Genomic DNA, 25,023 nt, shown 5'->3' on the forward strand with positions numbered 1-25,023 from the left:
TTCAACGACGCCGATACTATACATATTCGCTATGGTATCGGCTTCTTAATAAGGAGGATACATTCATGGCTGATAAAATTATCGTACTTGACTTCGGAAGTCAGTATAACCAGCTGATAGCACGTCGTATTCGTGAGTTTGGTGTTTATTCTGAATTGCACCCGCACACGATGACACTGGAAGAAATTCTGGCACTGAAGGATGTCCGGGGAATCATTTTCTCTGGTGGACCAAACAGTGTATATGATGAGGAAGCGTTTAAATGCGATTCTGCAATTTTTGAATCCGGTATTCCTATTCTTGGTATCTGTTATGGTATGCAGATGACACATTTTATGAATGGCGGAAGTGTGAAGGCTTGTGAAGCAAAGGAATATGGAAGAACAGAGATTACGGTTGAGACGGATTCTCCGATTTTCAAAGGACTGCCGGAAAAGCAGATTGTTTGGATGAGTCATGGTGATCAGGTGGATACACTGGCTGATGGCTTTGTGAAGGATGCGTACAGCGATACCTGTACATTTGCGGCTACCAGCAATATAGAAAAGAATATTTATACGCTGCAGTTCCATCCGGAGGTACGTCATTCCGAGTATGGAAACGAGATACTGAAAAATTTTGTTTTTGAGGTCTGCAAGGCGAAGAATGATTGGTCTATGCACAGCTTCATCGATATGGAAATTGAGAAGATCCGCAAAACTGTCGGTACGGACAAGGTGCTGTTGGGATTAAGCGGAGGAGTGGATTCCTCTGTTGTTGCGGCACTGCTGCATAAGGCGATCGGGGATCAGCTGATTTGTATGTTTATTGATCACGGCTTGCTGCGTAAAGGCGAGGCGGAAAGCGTTATGGAGACATTCGGGCGCGAGATGAATATCAATCTGGTGAAAATCGATGCAAAGGAGCGTTTCCTGAGTAAGCTGGCGGGCGTGAGTGATCCGGAGAAGAAGCGTAAAATCATTGGAAATGAGTTTGTGTATACCTTTGATGAGGAAGTGAAGAAGCTGACTTCAGGTGAGGATATCAAGTGGCTGGCGCAGGGAACGCTGTATACGGATGTCATTGAGTCAGGGACAAAGACAGCACAGACGATTAAGTCACATCACAATGTTGGTGGGTTGCCTGAGGATATGCAGTTCAAGCTGATTGAGCCGTTGAATACGCTGTTTAAGGATGAGGTGCGTGCATTGGGGACGGAGCTGGGATTGCCTGATGAGATGGTTTGGCGGCAGCCGTTCCCGGGTCCTGGCTTGGGTATTCGTGTGCTGGGCGATATTACGGAGGAGAAGTTGGAAATCGTTCGGGATTCTGATCTGATTCTGCGTGAGGAAGTTGCGAAGGCAGGGCTGCAGAAGGAGATTTGGCAGTATTTTACGTGTCTGACGAATATGCGTTCCGTTGGTGTTATGGGGGATCAGCGTACATATGATTATGCGGTGGCTATCCGTGCGGTGACTTCGATTGACGGAATGACGGCGGATTGGGCGAAAATTCCGTATGAGGTGCTGGATGTTATCAGCAATCGTATTGTGAATGAGGTGAAGCATGTGAATCGAGTGGTGTATGATATTACGAGCAAGCCTCCGGGAACGATTGAGTTCGAATAGTGTACTATAAAGAAAAACGCCTTTGTTAAGGGCGTTTTTGTCTTTTTAAGATGATATTGAGTACAATAATTCAGAATTATATTACTTTTTGCTAGGCTTTGTATATTTATTAAGAGCTTCGATATGCTTTTTTTGTAGTCATTTGGTATTTGTTCTATTTACTAAATAATCAATAGAAGTTTTATAATAATCAGCGAGTTTTATCAGTATTTGAATAGGAATATCTCTGCCACCTGTTTCGTAATAAGAATAAGTTCTTTGTGATATATTCAGATAATCGGCTATATCGTTTTGAGATAAATCATGATCTTCTCTTAAGTTTTTCAATCTTACAAATATCATTTATATCACCTCATGAAAATTATAGAATGAAAAAGTGAATTGATATTGCTTATAGAACATATTGTTCTAGTGTGACGTCATATCTATTTAGTACATTTATTGCTTATGAGGACATTATCGTTGTATTATAAAATTCGGCAAGTTTGACTAGTATTTCAACAGGTACATTTCTATCTCCAGTTTCATAATAGGAGTAGGTTCTTTGTGAAACATTCAAATATTTAGCTAATTGTTCTTGAGATAAATCATTATCCTCTCTTAAATCTCGTAACCTTTTGTATGCCATTGTTACCACCTCATAAAAATTACATGTTATAACATTATGTTCTATTGCGTTTTAGAACGTTTTGTGCTAAAACTATTACTTAAGGAGGATTGGAATTATGAGCATAGATAAAAATGAATTCAAGTGTTTGATTTATGAATTATCAATAGGGGCTAGGAATTTAGAAGAATATCCAGTGGAGAAAAGTGAAGTTGTAGTTGATGATTTTGAAGAAGGATCGTATTGTAGCGACACCTATGAGGTAGTATATAATGCCAACCGTAGGCTATGTGATAGTTTAAATGTTGATGAGGATGAAGATGTTGAGTGCATTGTTTCTAATCTGTTATGTATTGCAAAGCATCTAAATATGAAGATGTATGATTATGGAGAATATTATGGTAATAAAGCAGTTAATAGTGAGATTGAAGATATTATATGTTTTTATGAGGAATCTAGTGAAGAAGAAAAAACGAAATACATGAAACTTATTTCAACAATTAAAAAGTTTTTGATTTCATCAGATTCTGAAGAATAGTAATTAGCAATTGAGTTATTTGATAATTGCTAGTGATTATCGCTTGTGCTATAATTTTATTAGAAATTTCTATGGGAGGAGAATATGAATAATTCATGTGGATACATCTATATCTTAACAAATCCTTCATTTGAAGAATATGTGAAAATTGGCTATGCGGATGATGTACAGAAAAGGTTGAATCAACTTAATAGAAGTGAATGCATTCCATTTGCATTTCGAGTCTATGCAACTTATGAAGTTAATTCACGTCTTTCTGATATGAAAATACATAAGATTATTGATAAGCTGAATCCTAATTTACGTTCGATTGAAACATTTGCTGGGAAAAAGAGAGTAAGAGAATTTTATGCTATGTCACATGATGATGCATATAGTATCTTAGAAGCAATTGCAGAAATACATGGCTGTAAGGATAAATTAAAGAAGATTGAACCTACGGTTTCAGAGGAGCAAGAAGAGGAAATGGCAGAAGAAATAGTAGCTGAACATAAAGAACGACTAGCTCCTTTCCGATTCACTATGTGCAATATTCAACAAGGAGCTATATTAGAATTTTGGTCTAGTGCAAATTCTAACAGTGGTATTACTTGTGAAGTTGTTAATGATAGACAAGTCGAATATCAAGACAAAATTTGGTCTTTATCATCACTTGCTAGAATGTTATCAAAATCAGAATGGCCGGTTGCTGGACCTAGATTTTTTAAATATAATGGAGAATGGCTTAATGATATTCGCAAACAAATGGAAGATTCATAAGAAGGTAATTAATTAGATATAATGCGTGGATGTTGATTATATGTTTTTCAATTTTGATAATAATATTATTTATTTCTAAGAAATAATAAAGAGTATATCTATAAATTGATATCGCTTCATGATATCAAACTGATACCATAAGCTTGTATTATCACGAGAATAGGTATAAAATAACATTGATAAGGAATAAAAAGCTGCGAAAGTTAAATAGATAAGTTTAGCTATCACAAGTGCTATGAAGAATTTGGATAGTGTACAGATATTTGAAAAGACCGCTTACGCTCTAAATGGGATTTTCTATACAGAAGTGTAACATCTTCTAAGAGAGCCTTTTGTGCAAAATCCATATTTAACCTTGATAGATTCAGTAACTTCTAATGTTTTAACTTTAAAGAGAAACTGTGTAAATAGCAATATGAGAATAATGATAAGTGGAATTTGTAAGATACTGCTCAATACTTGTATTTACGTATTTCTACCTTTGACAAACTCACATTATAAGTACATACTCTATAATATCCTCAAATATTTGGGTGTGTAAAGGGTAAAATTTAAAAATATAATTATAGGAAAAGACGATTTCTTTGATTAGTTATAAACCATTTTTTGAAACATAAAAGAGAATGGGAGGCAGGCAATATAAATTAGAAACAGAATATGGTATATCTAAAGGCACTTTTGATAACTTAAGACATAATTGAATTATTACACTATATACTGTAGAAAAATTATATGTAATTCTTAATTGTGAAGCTTGGGATATCTTTGTAATTGATTTTGATAGAAATGATTCTAAAGTATAGACTATTAAAATGCATTCTTTAGATACAAGATATAGATTCTGATTGAAATATATTATGTTTTGTGGGGTGATTGAATGTATAAATATCAGCGATTACGTGATTTAAGAGAAGATAGGGATGTAACACAAAAGCAAGTTGCTGACAAGTTAAAAACGACACAACAGCAATATTGTAAATATGAAAATGGTAGACAAGAGATACCAGTGCATCACTTAATCATCTTAGCGAAATTTTATGGGGTTACAATAGATTACATTGTAGGTTTGACAAATCAAAAATAATGGAAATATATTACACCTTTTTAGGTTTAAAATCACACACCTTATTGGTTTTAGCTATATCATAAACTTATGAGGTGTTTTAATGTACCACTACAATAAATTTAGCGTATTTCATTGTAAGCATAAAGAGAGGAAGAAATTTATGATATTTAATGATTTGTTTTTTGGTTTTGCGGATGCTTCTAAAGAATTTATGATAGAACCAATTTTATTTGAAAAGTCATTTTATGATCCTTATGGTATTATAACGCAATTACAGGAGGATTGGAAATATATAGTGGTAGGTAGAAAAGGGGTAGGAAAATCTGCATTTAGTTCTAAACTTCAATCCAAGGCTAAAACTAATAACGAGATTATCACTTTTCCTTTTGAATTAAGTAATTTTGAATACACTACATTTTCTAAGACAAGCGCCAATAATGCTGTTGTAGGGACAAGAAAATACAAAGACTCTTGGGATTTTATTTTATTACTTTCAGTATTAAAAACACTGAAATTGCAGCCCTTGGAACTAAATGATAGAGTTATACAGACTATAGAACTCCTTAAAAAGTTAGGATTCGATATAGACGACGAATATACAAAAAATGTAAAGAGATTAAGCAAGTTAAAAATAGGCGCTTCTATAGGTGTTTTCGATTTGAATTATGAAGAAGAATTTGGAGAAAAACCGATTGATTTTTCAGAAAGAATTGGTACACTTAAGTCATTAATTTTGGAAGCAATAAGATCTATACATATAGAGAAAAAAAACTTTATTTTAATCGATGGTTTAGATGATATTTTAAGATTTAAAAAAAACCAATTAGAAATATTGTCTAGTCTAATTAGAAGTGTCGATTTTCTTAATGAGTACTTTTATAAAAATCAATCAAATATAAAAATTCTATTATTTATAAGAGAGGATATGTTAGGGATGATTACAGATCCTGACTTAAATAAGATTAAACGGGATGGCAGTATAAAAATTTCTTGGTGTGATGATGTAAATTCGTTAAAAGAAATTATTGAGTTGAGATTTAGATATTCAAAAATCGCACAAAAGGAAAATTTGATTTCCAGCGATTTTTTTCCTAAATTTATGAAAAACAAAGAATTTTGGGATTATATTTTTGAATTCACATTATATAAGCCTAGAGATGTTTTACAGTTTTTAAATATATGCAAGTCAATGTATCCTAATCATAATTCTTTAACTTATGCAGAAGTAAATAAGGTACTTAAAATATATTCAAAAGAATATTTTTTAGAAGAAATGAAAAATGAAATTACAGGATTTGTTGATGATGAAGTTATCAACACTTTACCTTCAGTTTTTAGAAAATTATCAACTAGATCATTTAGCTTAGGTTCATTTCATACATTATTAAATGATCAGTCTATAAAAAAAACATATAATATAAAAGAGGTAAAGAATGTCTTGTATTATTTGTTTGAAGCTGGATATATAGGACATATTTATAGCGGAGGAAGTGTTGATTTTAAATATAGAAATCCTACGACAAACGTTGATTTTAGTGAGAATTTTTTAATTCACAAAGGCTTACATTTAGGACTTGGGATAAAATTATCCCACTAAAATTTAGTAATTTATAATATATGGAACAAAGTTCATACTATAAGGAATTCTCTGAACTGAAAAGAGTAAGTGCTCACCAAGGAGTGTAAAGCAAGGAAATGTAGGACTTGAGAGTAAATTACACTTCCTTTTTAGTGTTGTGGAATGGTAATTCAAGATAACATGGGCAAGTAGTCTAAGAATGAATGTTATTCAAAACATTAAAAGTAAGAAAACTTGGTTTCTTAATCATTCAAAAAGCAATGGAGGTAAATATAAATCTTGAATTTGATTCTTTTGATAGAATATTTCTCAATCAGGTCAGGTAATCGATATAGCGTTTACAGGAGAATTGCGGCAGAATCAACAGGAGGCTGTCAATACACTGATGCAGTATGATATGGGAATTATGAAGGCAGTTCCGGGTTTTGGTAAAACAGTTATGGCATTGTATATGATAGCGCAAAGAACAGTATCTACTTTAGTTATCGTACCCAATAAAGAAATCCAAAAACAATGGGAACAACGGATCCATGAGTTTTTAACCATACCGCCGGGTAAATCAAAACGAGACTCCTATATCGGAATCTATAACGGCTCCAAGAAAAAACTGAGAGGGCATATAGATATCGCCGTTGCTGCATCTTTAGCAAATTTAGAAGACATTGCAGTTACCCTAAAGGAATATGGCATGATTATCGTTGATGAATGTCATCATGCCGCCAGCGATACATTTACCAGAGTATTGAGAAACGTGAATGCAAGGTATATATATGGCTTTTCGGCAACTCCCAAAAGAAAAGACGGGTTGGAGAAAATCATGCATATGTTCTGTGGTCCTATCCGCTATGAAACCAGTTCATTTCAAATACAGAATACATACAGGTTTCAACAGCTCCTGATTCCCAGAATGACGACTATGCGGTGTCTGGATGATAGTAAAACCTACACGCAGTATTGCAGCGATCTTATGAACGACCAGATTCGAAATTATCTGATTGTGAAGGATGTGGTGAAAGAATTTCAGAATGATGGTAAAATCATTATCCTGTCAGAGCGTAGGCAGCACCTGACAATCTTATATGAGATGTTGAAGCACCTGCATATACATGTGTATGTACTGACGGGTGAAAGGAAAACAAAAGAGAGAAATGAAATCATTGCAAAAGTACGGAATTTTAATAGCAAGGAGAAATTCATCCTCTTGGCAACCAGCAAGCTTCTTGGTGAAGGCTTTGATTTACCTGCCTTATCAACGTTATTTCTTGTTATGCCGATTTCTGATGAATCCAGGATAGAGCAGTATACAGGAAGAATTCATAGAAATGTGGAGGGTAAGGATATGGTGAAGGTATATGATTATGTGGATGCTCATATCCCCATGCTGGAAGGAATGTTTCGCAAAAGGTTGAAGCAGTACCAGAAAGAAGGCTACTTTCTGCAGGAACAAAATCAAATTGTTGAAGTTTCCCAGCTGATGTATGAAGGGCAGAGCTATAAGCATGTATTTCTTGAAGATATAAAGGCATCCAGCAGTGAAATCCTGATTATGAATGTACATTATGAGTTAGGAAAAATCAAAAGCTATTTCGATGTCCTGCAGGAAAAGGCACATCAAAATGTTCAGCTGTATGTCGTCTTGAATGATGAGCAAAGACAAAAGGAAATGCTTGTGCGAACGATAGAAGGAATGGGCGCAGCTATTTTGCACAGCAATCATTCAGCACATTTTGTTGTGATTGACAAAGAAATTATCTGGTACAGTGATATGGATTTTCTTGGAAGGGCAAAAAAAGATGGTTTAAGTACAAGGCTGAAAGATCCGCATCTGGTAAATGAAATTATGAAAATTGCACAGGATGAACAGCTGCAAAATATAGAGGATGATGAAAAGATAAGCTTATGGTGAATAAGAAAAGTGAATGTAAAATAGAAATATAAAAGCCAGATAATCCAATGCCATTTGGAATTAAGGTAAAAACTGTATGAGGAAAATGCCATTCTGGAAGTTTTTACTGTAAGTGATACCAAAGCCTGTATCCGTGTAAAAGGAACGATTGATTATACAGTGGTTTTACAGAAAACAGAGCATGGCGTTACGATTGCTTGCAATTGTTCGTATCTTAGAGAATGGTAGCACAAGGTAGCTGTATTACTGTATCTTAAAAAGTATCGCATCCAGTATTGAAAATCGAACACAGAACGGTCACGATAGAGATTAGTCATTTGGATGATTTTAAGTTTGAGGTTAAGGAACAGCTGTATGAACTGGATGTAAATGATGAGGATTTATCGCATGAGGAATGACTGTATTTACGCTATCAGACATTTCAACATGAAAGGCATGTGGAAACCAAGCTACAAATGCTGATTTACTTATCAAGAAAATTGTAGTATCACCTGATGTATGGATGGTGATTTTTAAGGATCTGAATCAGAATTCTGAGTCTGTAAAAGCGGTAATTTCAAACATGAAGGAACAGGATATGATTTTCATGCTAAGTGAAGCTATACGGACTGTGGAAGAATCTGGTTCCTCAGCATAGGAAGCATGGATGATATGCTTTCAGGAGAGAATTCTGGAATTGGAAGATGTATTCGCTAATGCAGGTATGTAAGGCAGGATAACAGGAAAGTCAAAACTGTAATCATGTTCATATAAAAAATCGGAGGTCCCCATATGGATGAGCATTTTATTTATATCGTACTGGAAATCGTATCGGAAATACCCAAAGGAAGCGTCGCAACCTATAAACAGATTGCGGAGCTGGCCGGCAGAGAGCGTAATGCCAGGCAGGTTGGCAAGATTCTCTCCGCATCCACCCTGTATGGCGAATACCCGTGCCATCGCGTCGTTAACAGTGCAGGCAGAACGGCTCCGGACTGGGATGAACAGAAAAATCTTCTCATAGACGAGGGCGTCACCTTTAAACCAAACGGAAACGTTGATCTCAAAGCCTGTCAGTGGAAGATATAAAGCAAGCACCTCTATCAAAAGAACCACCAGCAAAACCCAAACAGAGGCACGCATAACCTGACGGGTGAACTTCCCAACTGCTGAGTGACAAATTATTTTCAAAAAGCATACATCAACCGTGCAGTTTCTAATGAGAAACCATCATTTCCGGAATTCATGCTAACAGATTCGGAAAAAGTGTCTTATAATGTAACTGACAGGGGAATTCTCCCCGCAAACTTTACAAGCCAAGGAGCAATCGATTATGGAAAAAAATATACGTCTGGTTATCTGTGATATTGACAGTACCCTCGTTACTTCCGAAAGAGAACTGACACCGAGAACAAGAGCTGTCATCCATCAGCTTCACACAAAAGGAATTTACTTCGGCATCGCATCGGGCCGGCCATTGGATGAACTGGCAAAAAAAGCAGCACTGTGGGGAATCTCATACCCCTTTGATATCCTGATCGGCATGAACGGCTCCGAGCTTTGGGATAACCTTTATCAAAAGGAATACAGCTACTTTAAAATGAAAAAGGAGTGGATCAAAGAAACAATGGAGCTGATGAAGCCCTTTGATTCCAACTGCTTTATCTATCGCGATGACTGCCTGCTCTGTGAACGCGATGATGCACAGATGCGCAAATCCGCCCTAACCAGTGACAAGCATATGGTTGTCGTGGACTCTCTCTCTGTCATGTATGAGCAGGAAAACGCTAAAATCATGTATCGTGTCAAAGAAGATATCGTGGATGAAATCGAACAGTATTTGAACGAACATCCATCTCCTTACTATAAAGGCTTCAAAACACAGCCGACCCTCATTGAATTTGCAGATCAGCGGGTATCCAAAGCCTATGCACTGAAAAAATTCTGTGAATGTAACAGAATAACACCGGAAGAGGTCGTTGCCTTTGGCGATACGACCAATGACAATGACATGCTGGCATACAGCGGTCTGGGTGTCTGTATGATCAATGGCAGCGATGATACCAAAGCAATTGCAGATGATATCACCGCATACAGCAATGATGAAGACGGCTTTGCCAGATACATGGAAGAGCATTTTCTGAAATAACAGAGGCATACAGATAAATATCTCTCGCTTATCCGCTTTGCCAGATACATGAAAGAGCATTTCTTGAAATAACAGAGGCATACAGGTAAATATCTCTCGCTTATCCGCCTAAACACAATAGACATACAGGAACGCATCTTCATTGGATTGTTGCAGCCTGCATGCAGACTCTAACATCCCCCCTCTGCAGGATCAGTAATTTCATATGAACAAGAAAACGCAGCATTCAATCACCATTACTGACAATAACATACCTGTAGGAATCCCTGGTTTATGACGATCTACAAACGAACGCATATCCAAAGAACACAGCCTGCACAAAACACGATAAAGCCCATAGAAAAAGTATCCGTAAGGATTCACTTCCAACAGGAATAAATCCTATCGCCATCGGATACTTTTTTACTACACAATTCTTTCCTCTTGTTATTATCACACAAAATTCAATAAACATGCCAATCAACACGTTTAGATTCACACCTATTGCTGTTCCTTTACTCCATGCTCTTCAAAGACTCCACCATATCAATATGATTCAGTACACGGTTTGTAATCAGATTCACAACAACAGCGAACCCAAAGGATAACAGCACCGTATACAGATAACTGATCGGGCGTATAGTCACCGCAAAATGGATGGACGGCATATTCAGCACATACGTAAGACTCTGCGCAAGTATCGTACCGGCAGGAAGCCCAACCAGAATACCCAGCAATGTCAGAAGCAGCGTCTCCTTATTCACATAGGAATGCACTTCCTTATCATAAAAGCCCAGCACCTTGATGGTCGCAAGCTCCCGTACCCGCTCTGAAATATTTGTAGTCGACAACGTGAACAGAACAACGAAGGCAAGAGCGGCAGCCATGGCTAAAATCAGATACACAACCGAGGTTATCAGGGAAAAGGAGGTTTCAAATGCATTCTGCATCGACGAAGTGCTTACAACAGACAACACATCATCCCGCTCCTCCAGCTTCTGCACATACCTGTCCTTCTGCAGTTCACTGACCTTACCCTTATAATTCGCCAGCACTGCATTATCCTCATAAGAGCCGAACAGCTTCTCATAGGTGTTTTCACTCATATAAATCGTATTTCCCAGGTAATTCTGAACGATCCCCGTGACCTTTACACGCTCTTCCTTCAGATCGCTGTTTTGCACACGTATCGTATCCTTCACAGAAAAATCCAGAACCTGCGATGCATTCTGTGTCACATATACATCGCCCTCCTCAAGCGTTACCGGATCACCGTTCAAATCCTCCAGTGAGAGATACGAAGCCACATCCGCCTGTTTGGAAAAGACCATCAGCTGTACGCGCTCTTCCTTATTTCCGCTGCTCTTGATTGTGGCATTATCCACCAGCAGAGCCATGCACTCGCTCACCTCATCATTCTTTGAAAGCGATTGATATACATGCGCTTCATCCGTCATCACCATGAGATCATAGCGGTAAATATGCTCATACTGTCTCGGAATCAAGGCACTGACGGAATCATTGATCGCCATGGCACACAGCACCAGCGCACTGCAGCCCATAATCCCGAACACCGTCATCAGCATTCGTTTCTTATAGCGAAACAGATTCCTTGCCGTAACCTTATTCAAAAACGTCAGATTTCTCCATAACGGACGAATCCGCTCCAGCAGAACTCTTGCGCCTGTTCGTGGCGCCTTAGGCCGCATCAGTACAGCCGGCATATGCTTTAGCTCTTCGTGAACCGCAATCCACACGGCAACCAGTATCCCACCAGTAAACAATGCAATTCCACCGATTCCATACCATGCGTCAAACTGCAGACTGTAATTCGGAATCAGGTATAATGTCTGAAAGATACGGAACACAAACTTCGGAAGCAGAAGGAATCCGCCGATATCCCCGATGATACCTCCCAGCAGACAGGCACTCCCCGCATACAGGAGATATTTCTTCATAATTTCTATATTTCGGAACCCCAGCGCCTTGTAGGTGCCGATCAACAGGCGTTCTTCCTCAACCATTCTGGTGATTGTCGTTAACGCAATCAGAATCGCAACCGTAAAAAATACAATAGGGAAGGCTGTACCAACCGCCTCGATGGAAGCCGCATCACTTTCAATATTGCTATAGCTGGAAAGTGATGAACGATCCTGGATGTACCATTTCGGATGCTGAATGGAAGAGGTATCCACATGGGCAGCGGCCTGCGGATCGACTGCATATGCCGCAAGCTTCATCTGCTCCACCAGCTCGTCATAGCGTCTGTCCTCCTGCTGCTGCTTCACATCCTGTTCCAGCGTTTTCTTTGCCCGTTTGATCAGCGCCTCATATTCCTGGGAATACGACGCCATATCCCGGCTGCCCTTCACCTGTACATAGGCTGCCGTATATGCAGGGAAAGAAATACCGTCCTCCCTGATAAAGCATACATAACGGCTGGCTGAAATGGAGCGAAAGGAAGCTGCCCCGTCTTTGTTATTCAAATCCGAAGGGTCCTGTACGATGGCCGATATGGTGTAAGTACTTCTAATCTGCGATGGTTCATGAAACTGAATCGTATCACCGATTGTTTTTTCGCTGTCATCCGCATAGGTTTTAGAAACAGCAATCTCTTTCTCGTTTTCAGGCAGTCTCCCCTTCAGGAGATAAGGTGTATTCAACTGTCCGCCCAGTGTCTGCACATCCATATTCTGTGAACTGCCATTTACGGAGGTGTACACCGTTTCACGATAGACGCCTTCTGCGCGCTCGATCCCATTCGCCTTTCGCAATGCCGCAAGATCGTCCTCGTTCAGCCCCATCGTTGACACAACCTGAATATCGAATACCTGCTGTTCATCGTAAAACTGATCCGCACTGTATCGCAGATCGTCACAGGCCGCCTTCAGACCACTCAGCATCATGACACCAAGCGCAGTGATAATCAGGATGGAACAAAAGCGCTTCTTATTGCGGAATATCGTTCTGCGGATATCTTTATTGGATGCTTTCATCATCTCACCACGCAATTTCGGAAATCGGCAGCGGTGTATTGCGTACCATTTCGCTGACTGTACCATTTTTAAAGCGAATAATGCGATCCGCCATCTGGGCAATGGCCGCATTGTGCGTAATGATGAGTACGGTCATCCCTTCCTGGCGGCTCAGCTTCTGTAACAGCTCCAAAACCATCCGCCCGCTCTGATCATCCAGCGCACCGGTCGGCTCGTCACAGAGCAGCAGCTTCGGCTTTTTGGCAATGGCTCTGGCAATGGCAACCCGCTGCTGTTCTCCCCCGGAAAGCTGCCCGGGGAAATTACTGCTTCGATGGGACAGTCCGACAAGCTTCAGAATTTCACCTGCATCCATGCTGTCCTTCTTCATTTGGTTTGCCAGCTCGATATTCTCAAGGGCAGTCAGATTTGGTACCAGATTATAAAACTGAAATACAAATCCGATATCATAGCGCCGGTATTCCACCAGCTGTCTGCGATTGCAGGCGGTGATATCTCTGCCATCCACAAGCAATTTTCCGCTGGTAGCGGTATCCATACCGCCCAGAATATTCAATGCCGTCGTCTTGCCGGCACCCGATGGTCCCAGGATGACCGCAAGCTCGCCCTGCTCTATGGTAAAGCTGGCACCGTCCAGGGCTCTGGTTACGACATCTGCACTGTGATAATGCTTTGCGATGTTGTCAAATGTGATATATGCACTCATAAAGTCCTCCATAATTCCTATGAACTATTATAAAATGGAATGTAAAGCGTATCAATAAACAATATGCGACATGCTGTTGAGTGATTGAAATACAGTGGCCGGCATGGTATCATAAAGCAAGGTGAAGTGTAAAAGAAACGCTGTACAGGCAGCCTTGCATGATTAGAAATGAGAATATGCGATACCGCTGTTACGCTTTTGATTATGGTGTTCATTCGCAAGCCCTATTCCCGTGATACGCGTTCCTCATCTGTACGTTTACCAGCAAAATCATACATAAGTGCCACATACATGTTTTGCAGTGTTATAAATTACACAGCAAACGATTCTTACAGAAGTATGTATTCCCGTTATTCCATCCGATTCTATGCCAGCATAGCCGTCTTACCATACAAGAAGCAACCCGACAGCGGCATAGAACGAAACAGCTTTGCTTAGGAAATACGTGTGTACCACCCTATAAACGTCAAGGGTTTTCCTAATAGTGCTGCGTAAAGAAAGGAACTACCACCATGAAAAAACAGCCGCAGATTACAGAACAGACAAAGGACAATCTGCGCTCAGCCTTCTGGACGCTTTATTCCAGTAAGCCGATCGATAAAATCACCATAAAGGAAATCACAGATCTGGCAGGCTATAACCGGGGAACCTTCTACTTATACTATAAGGATGTCTATGATATCTTTGCATCTATAGAGGCCGAGCTGCTGCAGGCATCTGAGCAGATTCTTGAAACAGCAAGAGAAAGCGAGCTGTCCGGGTTAAAAAATCATATGAGCATGATTATGGAGCTGGCCAGGAAATATTCCGCCTATGTAAGTGTATTGCTGCGGGACCCTTCCAGCAACCAGTTCAGCAGGAAGCTGCGGGAAATGATATGGCCGGTACTGCGTCCGTATGTAATTCAGCATCCCTGTACCGAGCAGGAGGAAAGCCTTCTGGAGGAATTTTACCTCTGTGGTCTGCTTGCCGCAATTTCAAGCTGGGTCAAAGAGGAGGAGCCGCTTCCCATTGATCAGTTTATCAGCTTTGTGTTATCAAATATACTGCCATTCAGCTGGAAAGCCTGAACACAGTATTGCAGGCAATCAGGAATGTATGCAGGAAGCATATGCATACGGATGCTGCGCATACAGAACCGTGAAATTGTCTGCGGATTATCCACATGTATATAGGATGATCGAGCCAGCTGTGAATTGCATATATGCATACAGGCTGCAGGAAATCATGGAACTGTCTTATGAGGTTTGCGCATGAATTATGAAATGAGATGAGAGGGTGACGATATGAGGATAGCTATTGTAGAGGATGAGCAGGATTTAGCCTTGGAGCTGCATGCACTCCTGCAGAAGCTGGGCAGCCACAGCATTGCGCTGTTTCCCGGAGGAGAGCAGTTTCTATTCGCATGGGAGGAGCAGCCCTATGATCTTGTGTTTCTGGATATACAAATGAAGGGTATGAACGGTTTAAAGATAGCCCGCAAGGTGCGGGAAAAGGACGCACACGCCTATCTTGTGTTTCTGACAAATGATCCATCCTTCGTATTTGAAGGCTATGAGGTAAATGCTGTCCGCTATTGGCTGAAGCCGGTACAGGAGGAAAAGCTTTGTCAGCTTTTGGATCAGCTGGAAGCACCGAAAGCGTATCTGTTATGGTCCATAGATGGAGAACTGCGCAAGCTGTACGAGGAGGATATTTATTATTTGGAAAGTGATGCACATTATGTACGCTGTCATCACCGCAAGGGAATCTTCCGCATGAAGGGCAGCTTTCAAAAGGAATGTGCCGGACTTTCCAGCGACTTTCTGAACTGCCATCGCAGCTATTGTGTGAATCTGAATCACATCCATGCTCTGCGCAAGGATGGCTGTGTGCTGGATAATCAGGAATGCATCCCGGTAAGCAGAGGTATGAAGCAGCGGGTGCAGGAGGAAATTATGAAGCGCTGCAAGCGGGATTTGTTATGCAGATTCTGATACTGCTGCCGCTGCTGGTTCACCTGTGGCTGCTGCGGAAGCAGAGAAACAGACTGCTGTTGGAAGGCGCAGCTTCCCTGATCGTCTTTTTTGCACTCCTGTATACAGGGGATCGCCGGCTGTATGCCGCATTTCTTCTGCTTATTTTTATCCTGGATACAGGCGGGGAGTATATCCTGCATATCATCGTACCCGTTTTTATCCTGCTGACCTGGCCGCTTTCGTATGCCCCCTTTGTCTGGACACTGATGGAGCTTGTGCTCGTACTCTATGATAAGCTGATGATCCGCAGCTATGAACAGCAGCTGCAGGAATATCAGAATAAGGTATTTGACCGGCAGGTGCAGGAGGTGGAGCATATGTATACCACCATGCGTGCATGGCGGCATGACTATCATAATCATCTGCAGAATCTCAAGGCGAAGCTGCGGAAAGCGGAGGTGGAGGAATCTCTCGGTTATCTGAATGAGCTGGAACAGGAGCTGGATGATATCCGTCAGCTGGTGGAAACCGGAAATGCCAATATGGATGCAATCCTCAACTCCAAGCTTTCTCTGGCACTGGCGCAGGGAATCGATATCCATGTGAAAGCTAGCGTTCCGGAAAGCATACCGTTTCAGGATACGGATATGTGTGCTCTGCTGGGAAATCTGACGGATAACGCGGTGGAGGCCTGTGCAAAGGTAAAGGAGCAGCCGTTTTTACGGCTGTATATCGGTCTGTACAAGGGACAGCTGTATATCTCCTGTACCAACGCCACCAGTGAAGTGGTGCGTAAGCTGGATGCGGACTATGTGACAAGGAAACGCGGCAATCACGGACACGGGTTAAAGCGTATGGATCTGATTGTTGAAAAATATGATGGCTTTATACAGCGAAAAAATGAGCCGGGGGTATTTACTACAGAGATTATGCTGCCGCTGCAGGAATCTGAAATACTCGGAAGGAAAATGCTGTAAGAACACTGATGAGGCATTCCTTCTGTATGCATCAGCCTCTGCACTGGCATGATCCGGTTTCTTTCAAACTGCGCCATATCCTGTAATGGAGAGGGGCTACAACCATTCGTGTACGGAAATCTGCAATTCGTGCACGTTTTGTTATTTTTGAGAGCTTTTGCTTTATACTGCAGATGTGAGGTGAGAATATGAAAAAAACGATACCGGGAAATATGCTGTATCTGCTTAACATTTTATGGAAAATTGACCGCAGCACCTTTTGGAGCATGCAGCTTCATATACTGCTTGGCGCAATTGTCCCCTTTATTTCTGTACTGATTCCCAGTGTGATTATAAATCTGCTGTTGAAGGAGCGCTCATTATCAACTTTTGTATTTGTATTGGGAGGGCTGTTGCTGCTGTATGGGATCCTGCAGGGACTGGTCAGCTATTTAAACGAATACAATGCATTTGCGTTTATCAAAAGCCGTGGACTGTATTTTGTCCGTAATGTATATCTGGGAAGAGCCCATCTGGATTATGCTTTACTGGAAAATGAGGAATACAAGAAAATACTGGAGGACGCGGTAGAGGCAATCGAAACCAATAACAACGGGCAGGAGGGGATGTTCCATGACTTCATCATCTTTGCCACATCGCTTCTGGGACTGATACTGTATGCACTTGCAAGCTCTGGACTCAGTATATTGTTCGTCCTAGGTCTGCTTCTGCTCGTGGTTTTGCAGTATGCATTGTTTTCCATCGCCAGACATTATGAATATTCACACCGCCCTGAGCTGGACGGCTATCTGATTGAAACGCGCTACCTGAATCAGATTGCATACGATACAGCGGCAGGCAAGGATATTCGTCTGTATCAGCTGCAGGACTGGATCAATGACAAATTTGAACATGTAAACCGTTTGATTGCCCGTATTCGCGCAAGGGATTACAGTGCCTATATGCTGGTGGATACACTGGGAATTCTGCTGGATTTTGTGCGTGATATCGCCTGCTATGCATTCTTGATCAATCAGCTGATTGCAGGAATGGCAATAGATGAGTTTGTGTTTTATCTCGGTATTATTTCCGGTTTTTCTCTTTGGTTTAAAAAGGTGGAGGAAAGCTATGCGAGAATGTCGGTAAACAATGTGCTCATTAACCGGATGCGTACGGCATTGCAAATGAAAAACAGGATGCATCATGGCAGCGGTGTCAAATTGGATCAGAAAGAGATAACGATCACCCTTGATCATGTATCCTTTTCCTATCCGAATCAGGATAGAAGCATATTGGATGATATTTCCTTTACTCTGCATGCGGGACAAAAGCTTGCACTGGTCGGCGCAAACGGAGCCGGAAAAAGCACAATCGTAAAGCTGATTCTAGGCTTTTATACACCAAGTGCGGGAAGCATTTATATCAACGGCACGAATATACGTGAGCTGGATCTGGATGATCTGTACGCACATATCACAGGGATTTTTCAGGACGCTGTGATGCTGAGCTATTCCATTGCGGAAAATGTAAGCATGCAGGATATCACCGATACCGATCTGCAGCGGGTGAAGGATTGCCTGAAGCGCTGCGGACTCTGGAATTTTATATCCGCACTTCCACAGCAAGAGCTGACGCATATTGGCAAGGATATCGAAGAGGATGGGATTCAGCTGTCCGGAGGTCAGAAGCAAAAGCTGTTTATGGCCAGAGCGCTGTATCGTGACTTTGGATGTCTACTGCTGGATGAACCAACTGCGGCGCTGGATGCACTTGCAGAAAAAGCGCTATATGAAAGCTATCACGAGCTGACACAGGGAACCTCCAGTCTGTTCATTTCGCATCGGCTCAGCTCCACGAGATTCTGTGATGAAATTCTCGTGCTTGATCAGGGACATATCGTAGAGCGGGGAAGCCATGAGGAGCTGCTGGGAAAACAGGGAATTTATGCGGCGATGTTTCAGGCACAATCGCAATATTATGAGGAAGAGGGTGATGGATGTGAATGCATGGCAGGAAATTAAAAAATTTACCGGTATTGTTCGCTTAAGCAATCCGCATATTGTCTGGATTTGGGGTGGCTATGGAATTACAAATGCGCTGTCTCCGTTCATTACCCTGTATTACTCCGCAGAAATCTTGAATCAGCTGATTGTAAAAGAATATACAGCTGCATTTCAAACGGCGCTTCTCATGTGCACAGGGGTACTGATCTGCTCCCTGCTGGCAAAGGCGTTTTATAACCGTCTTCAGGTCATCTGTCGTACAGCGGTACAGCGAATTGATCAGAAGCTGCTGTATAAGGCGATGCGCATGGAATATGAGCTTATGGAAACACAGGAAACCATGGATACGCTTAGAAGAACACGGAATTCCAGCAATGGCTCCGGTAAGATTGACTCTGCAATCGAGAATTTCGCATTATGCAGTTCCTCACTCTGTACGATTCTTCTGGCACTGCTTGCGTTAGGTACTTTGATGCTGCAGATTCGCACCTGGGATATATACCTTCTTCTTCTGCTGGCAGTTCTGGCTGTATTTCTGCTATTTAAGAATGCATTCGCAAAGAAGCACGGTGCGCTGCTGGAAAAGCTCTGTAAGGAAAACGATCATAACAATGCTTTGGTTAATTACCTGTGGAGTCTGTTCTACAGGATGGAAACGGCTAAGGAAATCCGTCTTTATCATATGGATCCGCTGTTTGAAGTGAAAAATGAAAAGCTTATGCAGGATCCGGCTTTCCGCAGCTTCGGAAAGGATAACGGAAAGCTGCTGTTTCAAAGTGATTTGCTGGGGCAGGTACTTTCCTTCAGTGCCTACATTTATGTAGCTACCCTGGCTATGCGCTCCATTATATCCATCGGACAGGTATTGTATATGGCTGGCATCATCCTGAAGGCAGTGGATGCGATTGCACAATTTCAGGTAGACTATGCACAGCTTCGCCATCAGCTCTCCTATCTGAATGCATTTTATGATTTTCTGCACCTTCCCAATATGCATTATGATGGAACGCTTCCCATTGAAAAGCGGGATGACGGAGAATACGAGTTTGAATTCCGTCATGTTTCCTTCCGTTATCCGCAACAGAAAAACGATGTCCTGCATGACGTGAATATTCGGTTTCATTTAAAGGAAAAGCTGGCGATTGTGGGGATGAACGGCGCCGGAAAAACCACGATTGTGAAGCTGCTTTGCCGGCTGTATGATCCAAGTGAGGGTGAAATATTATTGAACGGTATTAATATTCAAAAGTACGATTATGCGGAATACACAAGTATCTTCTCTGTCGTATTTCAGGATTTTGCGTTATTCTCCTATCCGCTGGATGAAAATGTCGCAGGAGCATCGGCACCAAACGCCAAAAGGATTGCGTCTGTCCTGCAGCGGCTGGATATATGGGAGCGCATCAAGTCGTTTACCGATCAGGAGCATAGTCTTCTGTTTACGGATTATGCGAACGGTGTGAATGTGTCTGGCGGGGAGGCACAGAAGCTGGCCATTGCCAGAGCCCTGTATAAGGATGCTCCCTTTGTGATACTGGATGAGCCAACCGCCGCACTGGATCCGCTGTCGGAGGCGGAAATTTATGAGCATTTCGATATGCTGGTACAAGGAAAAACCACCCTGTATATCTCCCACCGTATGAGCTCCTGTAAATTCTGCGACCGCATCATTGTTATGGAACAGGGGGAGGTGGAGGAAGAGGGAACACACGATACTCTGCTGAAGGAAAATGGTGTGTACGCACAGCTTTGGAATGCGCAGGCGGAGTACTACAGTGAGTAATGCTGTTCCTGATAAATTCCTTATACGTGAACATTGCTCGGCATGGTACTCCGGTGTTGAAAAGAGAAGTCTGAAAAATGACTGCCTCCTAATGCTTGATATAGGAAAGCAGAAGAAAATTATTTGATAGCATGCACTTAGGATGATCCTGTATATCTTCATGATAGTAAATCAAAGCAATGAGAAAGAACTTCCCTGTGAGGTTCTTTTTTAACGAAGTCAAGACGATTTCCGTAGCGTATCTGATATCAGATATATGGAAGAACCAGCTTGAAATCGGACTGTGACAGTACTTTCATCCATAATTCGATGGGGATACACTGTTCTAAGAACACTTATGCATACACGCCATATGCTGGAGCATCATGTATAGAATGTGATGAATCACCAATATTTCAGAAAGAAAGTCATACAGCTGCCGTACAGTAGGAGAAACTGAAACAATGTCTATGATCAGCTATGACATCCCTTATAGTTTGTGCAGGCTTTCTCAGAATTTCAACGGCAAACAGCCACTACAGCTTAGAAAAAAATGTAAAAAAAACTATCTTTTTATTTTCATACGGGGCAAAAAGCGTTAAAATGAATCTGTGCTATGCGCAAAAAGAAAAGAAAGAGTTAATTGGAGGTAAGATATGAGCGGTTTTTTTGGAGTAGCTTCAAAAGAAAACTGTGTACTGGATGTGTTTTTTGGTGTAGACTACCATTCACATCTGGGCACGAGACGTGGAGGAATGGCGATACATGGAGAAAAGGGCTTTGCCCGTGCCATTCATAACATCGAGAATTCTCCGTTTCGTACGAAATTCGAAAAAGATATTGAGGAATTTGATGGAAATCTTGGAATCGGATGTATTTCAGACAATGAGGCACAGCCGCTTCTGGTAAAATCCCATCTGGGCTCCTTTGCCATCACAACGGTTGGCCGTATCAACAATCTGGAAGAGCTGCAGAGTCTATGCTTTGAACGCGGGGTTACACACTTTCTGGAGATGAGTACCGGAGAGGTGAATCCAACAGAGCTGATTGCTTCGTTAATCAATCACAAGGCAACCATCGTAGAAGGCCTGCAGTATGTACAAAGTCTGGTCAAGGGCAGTATGAGCATATTGCTGATGACACAGTATGGTATTTATGCGGCAAGGGATTTACTTGGAAGAACACCAATCGTTCTTGGAGAAAAGGAGACGGGCTTCTGCGCAACCTTCGAGAGCAGTGCATTTTTGAATCTGGGCTACCATCACTACCGTGATCTGGGAGCCGGAGAAATTGTCTTCATCACTCCGGAGCGTATTGAGGTACTGCAGAAACCAAGGGAAAAAATGAAAATCTGTTCCTTTCTGTGGGTTTATTACGGTTATCCGACGTCCACCTATGAGGGAGTCAATGTGGAATGTATGCGAAACCGCTGTGGTGAGCTGCTTGCCGGTCGTGATGATGTAGAGGTGGACAGTGTCGCAGGTGTTCCGGATTCCGGAATTGCACATGCAGTAGGGTATTCCAATGTCTCCAGCGTGCCGTTCGCAAGACCGTTTATCAAATATACACCAACGTGGCCGAGATCCTTTATGCCAACAGGACAGATGCAGCGGAATATGATTGCGAAGATGAAGCTGATACCGGTACAGGAGCTGATTCGGGATAAGCGCCTGCTGTTAATAGATGATTCCATTGTGCGGGGGACGCAGCTTGGGGAAACTACGGAATTCTTATATGAAAGCGGTGCGAAGGAAGTACATGTCCGTCCAGCCTGTCCGCCGATTATCTTTGGTTGTAAATATCTTAATTTTTCACGCTCAAAATCGGAAATGGATCTGATTACACGCAGAGTCATCCGCAAATTGGAGGGTGATGATGTATCGAGTGAGGTACTGGCGGAATACGCAGATCCTGACAGCGAACGCTATCAGAAGATGTGTGAGGAAATCCGTCAGCGCTCCAACTTCACATCCCTTCGCTATCACCGTCTGGACGATATGATTGCATCCATCGGACTGGATAAATGCAAGCTGTGTACATATTGCTGGGATGGCAAGGAAGACGACGAGGAGTAGGGAAAAGAGGCTTCGTCTGCTTTCTGAAGGAGAATAGAGCGGATAATGAGAACACCTTACCTGTTTTCGAAATAATAAAGAAATGGAGATACCTATGCAGTTGATGCAAGTCAGGCATACGTATCTCCTTTTTTTGTAGGAGCAATATTGCTTTCTGTGTAATTTACTGCAGTAAGACAAAAGAGCCAGTTGCTTTCACAAACAAAAAGAATACAGCGTATGTGCTTGACAGCTAACGATTATTAGCCTATACTGACAGTAGAAAGGCTAATGAGTGTTAGCTGAAGGGAGAATAGCTATGAAGCAGTTATCCACAAAGGAGCGTATCCGTACAGAGGCTCTGCATCTGTTTGCACAATATGGATATGATGCAATCAGTGTCGCACAGATTGCAAAGGCAGTAGGCATACAGGCACCGTCCTTATACAAGCATTATGCAAGCAAGGAGGACATTTTCCTTGCCATTATAAAGGAAATGGAAAAGCGCTATGCACAGCACGCTGCCGGTATGCAGATCAATGGCAGTGATGCGAAGAAAGACGGAAAGCTGTATACCCAAATTACGGATGACCAGCTTGTCGATATGGGCGTGCATATGTTTTCTTATTTTCTTCACGATGCGTATGAGAGCAGCTTTCGCAAAATGCTGAATATGGAGCGCTATCACAATCAACGACTAGCCAAGCTATTCCAGAAGCAGTATTTCGATGATGCAATTGCATATCAGACAGTGATCTTTCAGCACTTGATGAAAGCAGGTATTCTGAAGCCGCTTGATCCGCAGATTACGGCACTGCAGTTTTATTCACCAATCTTTCTGCTGCTTCAGCTATGCGATTCCAACCCACAGTATGAACGAACGGCAATCGAACTGCTTCAGCAGCACATTCGACAATTTCTGAAGCTGAATTCTACAAAGGGTGACTGATATGAAGGTTACGCTACTACATGGTCAGAATCACAGGCAGTCATCGTGGCATGCGGCACACCTGCTGCTGGAGCAGCTGCCGGTGGAAGCCCTGCATGAATTTTATTTACCTAAGGATATGCCGCATTTCTGCTGCGGCTGTTATCGCTGCATGGAGCTGGGAGAGGACTTCTGCCCGCACACAGCCTATATGGCTCCTATTATGAAGGCAATGAAAGAAGCAGACTTACTTATATTTACAACCCCTACCTACTGCTTGCGGACAAGCGGTTCCATGAAAGCATTTCTGGATCACTGCTTTCTAAATTTCGTTGTACATCGTCCCCTGCCTTCCATGTATCATAAGCAGGCGGTAATCTTAGCCTCCGGTGCAGGCAGCGGGATGAAAAAAGCCGCAAAGGATATTCGCACAAGTTTGACAGGATGGGGAATATCCCATATAAGCAGCTATGGCTTTCGATCCATGGCAACTACATGGGAGGCAGTACCCGAAAACATCAAACGAAGACTGACGACAGATCTTGCAAAGCTCGCCAGCCGTATCAAACGAAAGCAGCACCATAAGCGTATCAGCTGGAAACAGAAGCTGCTGTTTCATGCGATGCGGCAGATGCAAAAGCACGGGATGGGGGCAGGCGAGCTGGACTATCAATACTGGAAGGAACGGGACTGGCTTGGACGCAGTCGTCCATGGACGGATGATGAATAGAATACGTGTATTTACTTCCGGTGCACTACTTGCATTTGCCTGCTATTGTATGCTGTTTGATAGAAATCTGCCCTTTTCGCTTCCTTTCCCTGTTTATGCTGCCGCGTTTCTTTACTTTAGCGTGTTTCCGATAAAGGATATGCTGTCTTTCTGCAATACCACCCTGTATAAAGGTCGGCAGTTTGAGAAAAATTATGAGGCCGGGGAGGAATCAGCGCAGGTACTTCTCACGGAAAAACGCAGCTATGACCGGCGTGCTGCCGGCGCAATGCTGTTCTGGCTGACCTTTCTCGCCATCCCCGGGTATCTGTACTGCAACGGACTTCTCGATCGGATCTGGATATTCCTCCTGTTTACTCTCTCCAATTTTTCCGTATTCTTCGCCATATTCGGCTGGTGCCCGTTTCATTCCATCTTCATTCGTCCGGACTGCTGTATGGAATGCAGAATCTACAACTGGGACTCCTTCTTCCAATACAGCTTTCTGATCTTCTTTCCCAATGTATTCACCCTCACACTGGTTCTGCTCGGTGTGCTGTCCCTGATAGTCTGGGAAATTCGACATGCACTGCATCCGGAGCGCTTTTACAAATGCAGCAATGCACGTCTTACCTGTGAAAACTGTGACCTTGACGGCTGCCGAAAACACAAGAAAAAACTGTTCCATAAGACACTGAAAGAAGAATATAGAAACAAATGAATGGGATAACGCTGCTGTAAAGGATCAAAAGGTCATAAAACAGCCGGGTATTTTTGGATTA

22 protein-coding genes are annotated in these 25,023 nt (G+C 42.0%); 18 read left to right on the forward strand and 4 right to left on the reverse strand.

The window, feature by feature from the left end; genetic code table 11:
* Positions 1 to 65: 65 nt before the first annotated feature.
* On the forward strand, positions 66 to 1,607 hold the full coding sequence (gene guaA / locus KSZ58_RS09055; protein WP_009269538.1) for a glutamine-hydrolyzing GMP synthase: 1,542 nt from the start codon (positions 66 to 68) through the stop codon (positions 1,605 to 1,607).
* A gap of 138 nt (positions 1,608 to 1,745) precedes the next feature.
* Here guaA and KSZ58_RS09060 read toward each other — a convergent pair whose 3' ends face one another.
* Positions 1,746 to 1,949, reverse strand: a complete 204-nt coding sequence (locus KSZ58_RS09060; RefSeq protein WP_009269521.1) for a helix-turn-helix domain-containing protein — start codon at positions 1,947 to 1,949, stop codon at positions 1,746 to 1,748.
* 103 nt (positions 1,950 to 2,052) lie between these two features.
* The gene (locus tag KSZ58_RS09065; RefSeq protein ID WP_009269520.1) at positions 2,053 to 2,235 is read right to left on the reverse strand and encodes a helix-turn-helix transcriptional regulator; all 183 of its coding nucleotides are present in this window, start codon (positions 2,233 to 2,235) and stop codon (positions 2,053 to 2,055) included.
* Positions 2,236 to 2,332: 97 nt separating this feature from the next.
* Between KSZ58_RS09065 and KSZ58_RS09070 the strand changes: the two genes are divergently transcribed.
* The 8 genes from KSZ58_RS09070 (at position 2,333) to KSZ58_RS09105 (ending at position 10,190) form a co-directional block, all read left to right on the forward strand.
* Positions 2,333 to 2,752 (forward strand): hypothetical protein, encoded by a 420-nt coding sequence (locus KSZ58_RS09070; RefSeq protein WP_009269519.1) that lies wholly within the window; start codon positions 2,333 to 2,335, stop codon positions 2,750 to 2,752.
* A gap of 84 nt (positions 2,753 to 2,836) precedes the next feature.
* The gene (locus KSZ58_RS09075; RefSeq protein ID WP_009269518.1) at positions 2,837 to 3,511 is read left to right on the forward strand and encodes a GIY-YIG nuclease family protein; all 675 of its coding nucleotides are present in this window, start codon (positions 2,837 to 2,839) and stop codon (positions 3,509 to 3,511) included.
* 877 nt (positions 3,512 to 4,388) lie between these two features.
* Positions 4,389 to 4,595 carry a helix-turn-helix domain-containing protein gene (locus KSZ58_RS09080; protein ID WP_040014025.1) on the forward strand — a complete coding sequence of 69 codons (207 nt, stop codon included), beginning with the start codon at positions 4,389 to 4,391 and terminating at the stop codon, positions 4,593 to 4,595.
* A gap of 142 nt (positions 4,596 to 4,737) precedes the next feature.
* On the forward strand, positions 4,738 to 6,174 hold the full coding sequence (locus KSZ58_RS09085; protein ID WP_009269517.1) for a P-loop ATPase, Sll1717 family: 1,437 nt from the start codon (positions 4,738 to 4,740) through the stop codon (positions 6,172 to 6,174).
* A 331-nt stretch (positions 6,175 to 6,505) separates the two neighbouring features.
* Positions 6,506 to 8,062, forward strand: a complete 1,557-nt coding sequence (locus KSZ58_RS22705; RefSeq protein WP_224727298.1) for a DEAD/DEAH box helicase — start codon at positions 6,506 to 6,508, stop codon at positions 8,060 to 8,062.
* A gap of 275 nt (positions 8,063 to 8,337) precedes the next feature.
* Positions 8,338 to 8,460: a hypothetical protein gene (locus KSZ58_RS23190; protein WP_257269327.1), complete on the forward strand. Its 123-nt coding sequence runs from the start codon at positions 8,338 to 8,340 to the stop codon at positions 8,458 to 8,460.
* Between the two features lie 373 nt (positions 8,461 to 8,833).
* The gene (locus tag KSZ58_RS09100) at positions 8,834 to 9,130 is read left to right on the forward strand and encodes an MGMT family protein (RefSeq protein ID WP_009269515.1); all 297 of its coding nucleotides are present in this window, start codon (positions 8,834 to 8,836) and stop codon (positions 9,128 to 9,130) included.
* Positions 9,131 to 9,374: 244 nt separating this feature from the next.
* Positions 9,375 to 10,190: a Cof-type HAD-IIB family hydrolase gene (locus tag KSZ58_RS09105; RefSeq protein WP_009269514.1), complete on the forward strand. Its 816-nt coding sequence runs from the start codon at positions 9,375 to 9,377 to the stop codon at positions 10,188 to 10,190.
* Positions 10,191 to 10,684: 494 nt separating this feature from the next.
* On the opposite strand, the gene KSZ58_RS09110 is transcribed toward KSZ58_RS09105, so the two are convergent.
* The gene (locus tag KSZ58_RS09110; RefSeq protein ID WP_242411042.1) at positions 10,685 to 13,168 is read right to left on the reverse strand and encodes an ABC transporter permease; all 2,484 of its coding nucleotides are present in this window, start codon (positions 13,166 to 13,168) and stop codon (positions 10,685 to 10,687) included.
* A gap of 1 nt (position 13,169) precedes the next feature.
* Positions 13,170 to 13,871, reverse strand: a complete 702-nt coding sequence (locus KSZ58_RS09115; protein WP_009269512.1) for an ABC transporter ATP-binding protein — start codon at positions 13,869 to 13,871, stop codon at positions 13,170 to 13,172.
* Between the two features lie 512 nt (positions 13,872 to 14,383).
* On the opposite strand from KSZ58_RS09115, the gene KSZ58_RS09120 reads away from it, so the two are divergent.
* From KSZ58_RS09120 to KSZ58_RS09160, 9 genes are all read left to right on the forward strand, one after another.
* Entirely contained in the window at positions 14,384 to 14,941 is a 558-nt protein-coding gene (locus KSZ58_RS09120) for a TetR/AcrR family transcriptional regulator (protein WP_009269511.1), read from the forward strand.
* A 216-nt stretch (positions 14,942 to 15,157) separates the two neighbouring features.
* On the forward strand, positions 15,158 to 15,847 hold the full coding sequence (locus tag KSZ58_RS09125; RefSeq protein WP_008819199.1) for a LytTR family DNA-binding domain-containing protein: 690 nt from the start codon (positions 15,158 to 15,160) through the stop codon (positions 15,845 to 15,847).
* Positions 15,835 to 16,806, forward strand: coding sequence for a sensor histidine kinase (locus KSZ58_RS09130; protein WP_009269510.1), 972 nt, complete (start codon positions 15,835 to 15,837; stop codon positions 16,804 to 16,806). Before KSZ58_RS09125 ends, KSZ58_RS09130 begins: the two co-directional genes overlap by 13 nt.
* A gap of 188 nt (positions 16,807 to 16,994) precedes the next feature.
* Positions 16,995 to 18,806 carry an ABC transporter ATP-binding protein gene (locus tag KSZ58_RS09135; RefSeq protein WP_008819197.1) on the forward strand — a complete coding sequence of 604 codons (1,812 nt, stop codon included), beginning with the start codon at positions 16,995 to 16,997 and terminating at the stop codon, positions 18,804 to 18,806.
* A complete protein-coding gene (locus KSZ58_RS09140; RefSeq protein WP_008819196.1) occupies positions 18,778 to 20,571 on the forward strand; it encodes an ABC transporter ATP-binding protein in 1,794 nt (597 codons plus the stop codon). Before KSZ58_RS09135 ends, KSZ58_RS09140 begins: the two co-directional genes overlap by 29 nt.
* Positions 20,572 to 21,206: 635 nt before the next feature.
* A complete protein-coding gene (locus KSZ58_RS09145) occupies positions 21,207 to 22,625 on the forward strand; it encodes an amidophosphoribosyltransferase (protein WP_008819195.1) in 1,419 nt (472 codons plus the stop codon).
* 298 nt (positions 22,626 to 22,923) lie between these two features.
* Positions 22,924 to 23,553 (forward strand): TetR/AcrR family transcriptional regulator, encoded by a 630-nt coding sequence (locus KSZ58_RS09150; RefSeq protein ID WP_009269509.1) that lies wholly within the window; start codon positions 22,924 to 22,926, stop codon positions 23,551 to 23,553.
* A 1-nt stretch (position 23,554) separates the two neighbouring features.
* Complete coding sequence (locus KSZ58_RS09155) at positions 23,555 to 24,262, forward strand: flavodoxin family protein (protein ID WP_009269508.1); 708 nt, start codon at positions 23,555 to 23,557, stop codon at positions 24,260 to 24,262.
* Positions 24,252 to 24,962, forward strand: coding sequence for a hypothetical protein (locus tag KSZ58_RS09160; protein WP_009587949.1), 711 nt, complete (start codon positions 24,252 to 24,254; stop codon positions 24,960 to 24,962). The genes KSZ58_RS09155 and KSZ58_RS09160 overlap by 11 nt, the downstream gene beginning before the upstream one ends.
* The last annotated feature ends 61 nt before the right edge of the window (positions 24,963 to 25,023 follow it).

Origin of the sequence: Erysipelatoclostridium sp. DFI.2.3, assembly GCF_019132535.1 — a bacterium.
Taxonomy (GTDB): domain Bacteria; phylum Bacillota_I; class Bacilli_A; order Erysipelotrichales; family Erysipelotrichaceae; genus Clostridium_AQ; species Clostridium_AQ innocuum.

Coding starts and splice junctions, on each gene's coding strand:
- guaA (WP_009269538.1), top strand. CDS start 66: ATGGCTGATAAAATTATCGTACTTGACTTCGGAAGTCAGTATAACCAG.
- KSZ58_RS09060 (WP_009269521.1), bottom strand. CDS start 1,949: ATGATATTTGTAAGATTGAAAAACTTAAGAGAAGATCATGATTTATCT.
- KSZ58_RS09065 (WP_009269520.1), bottom strand. CDS start 2,235: ATGGCATACAAAAGGTTACGAGATTTAAGAGAGGATAATGATTTATCT.
- KSZ58_RS09070 (WP_009269519.1), top strand. CDS start 2,333: ATGAGCATAGATAAAAATGAATTCAAGTGTTTGATTTATGAATTATCA.
- KSZ58_RS09075 (WP_009269518.1), top strand. CDS start 2,837: ATGAATAATTCATGTGGATACATCTATATCTTAACAAATCCTTCATTT.
- KSZ58_RS09080 (WP_040014025.1), top strand. CDS start 4,389: ATGTATAAATATCAGCGATTACGTGATTTAAGAGAAGATAGGGATGTA.
- KSZ58_RS09085 (WP_009269517.1), top strand. CDS start 4,738: ATGATATTTAATGATTTGTTTTTTGGTTTTGCGGATGCTTCTAAAGAA.
- KSZ58_RS09100 (WP_009269515.1), top strand. CDS start 8,834: ATGGATGAGCATTTTATTTATATCGTACTGGAAATCGTATCGGAAATA.
- KSZ58_RS09105 (WP_009269514.1), top strand. CDS start 9,375: ATGGAAAAAAATATACGTCTGGTTATCTGTGATATTGACAGTACCCTC.
- KSZ58_RS09110 (WP_242411042.1), bottom strand. CDS start 13,168: ATGATGAAAGCATCCAATAAAGATATCCGCAGAACGATATTCCGCAAT.
- KSZ58_RS09115 (WP_009269512.1), bottom strand. CDS start 13,871: ATGAGTGCATATATCACATTTGACAACATCGCAAAGCATTATCACAGT.
- KSZ58_RS09120 (WP_009269511.1), top strand. CDS start 14,384: ATGAAAAAACAGCCGCAGATTACAGAACAGACAAAGGACAATCTGCGC.
- KSZ58_RS09125 (WP_008819199.1), top strand. CDS start 15,158: ATGAGGATAGCTATTGTAGAGGATGAGCAGGATTTAGCCTTGGAGCTG.
- KSZ58_RS09130 (WP_009269510.1), top strand. CDS start 15,835: ATGCAGATTCTGATACTGCTGCCGCTGCTGGTTCACCTGTGGCTGCTG.
- KSZ58_RS09135 (WP_008819197.1), top strand. CDS start 16,995: ATGAAAAAAACGATACCGGGAAATATGCTGTATCTGCTTAACATTTTA.
- KSZ58_RS09140 (WP_008819196.1), top strand. CDS start 18,778: ATGGATGTGAATGCATGGCAGGAAATTAAAAAATTTACCGGTATTGTT.
- KSZ58_RS09145 (WP_008819195.1), top strand. CDS start 21,207: ATGAGCGGTTTTTTTGGAGTAGCTTCAAAAGAAAACTGTGTACTGGAT.
- KSZ58_RS09150 (WP_009269509.1), top strand. CDS start 22,924: ATGAAGCAGTTATCCACAAAGGAGCGTATCCGTACAGAGGCTCTGCAT.
- KSZ58_RS09155 (WP_009269508.1), top strand. CDS start 23,555: ATGAAGGTTACGCTACTACATGGTCAGAATCACAGGCAGTCATCGTGG.
- KSZ58_RS09160 (WP_009587949.1), top strand. CDS start 24,252: ATGATGAATAGAATACGTGTATTTACTTCCGGTGCACTACTTGCATTT.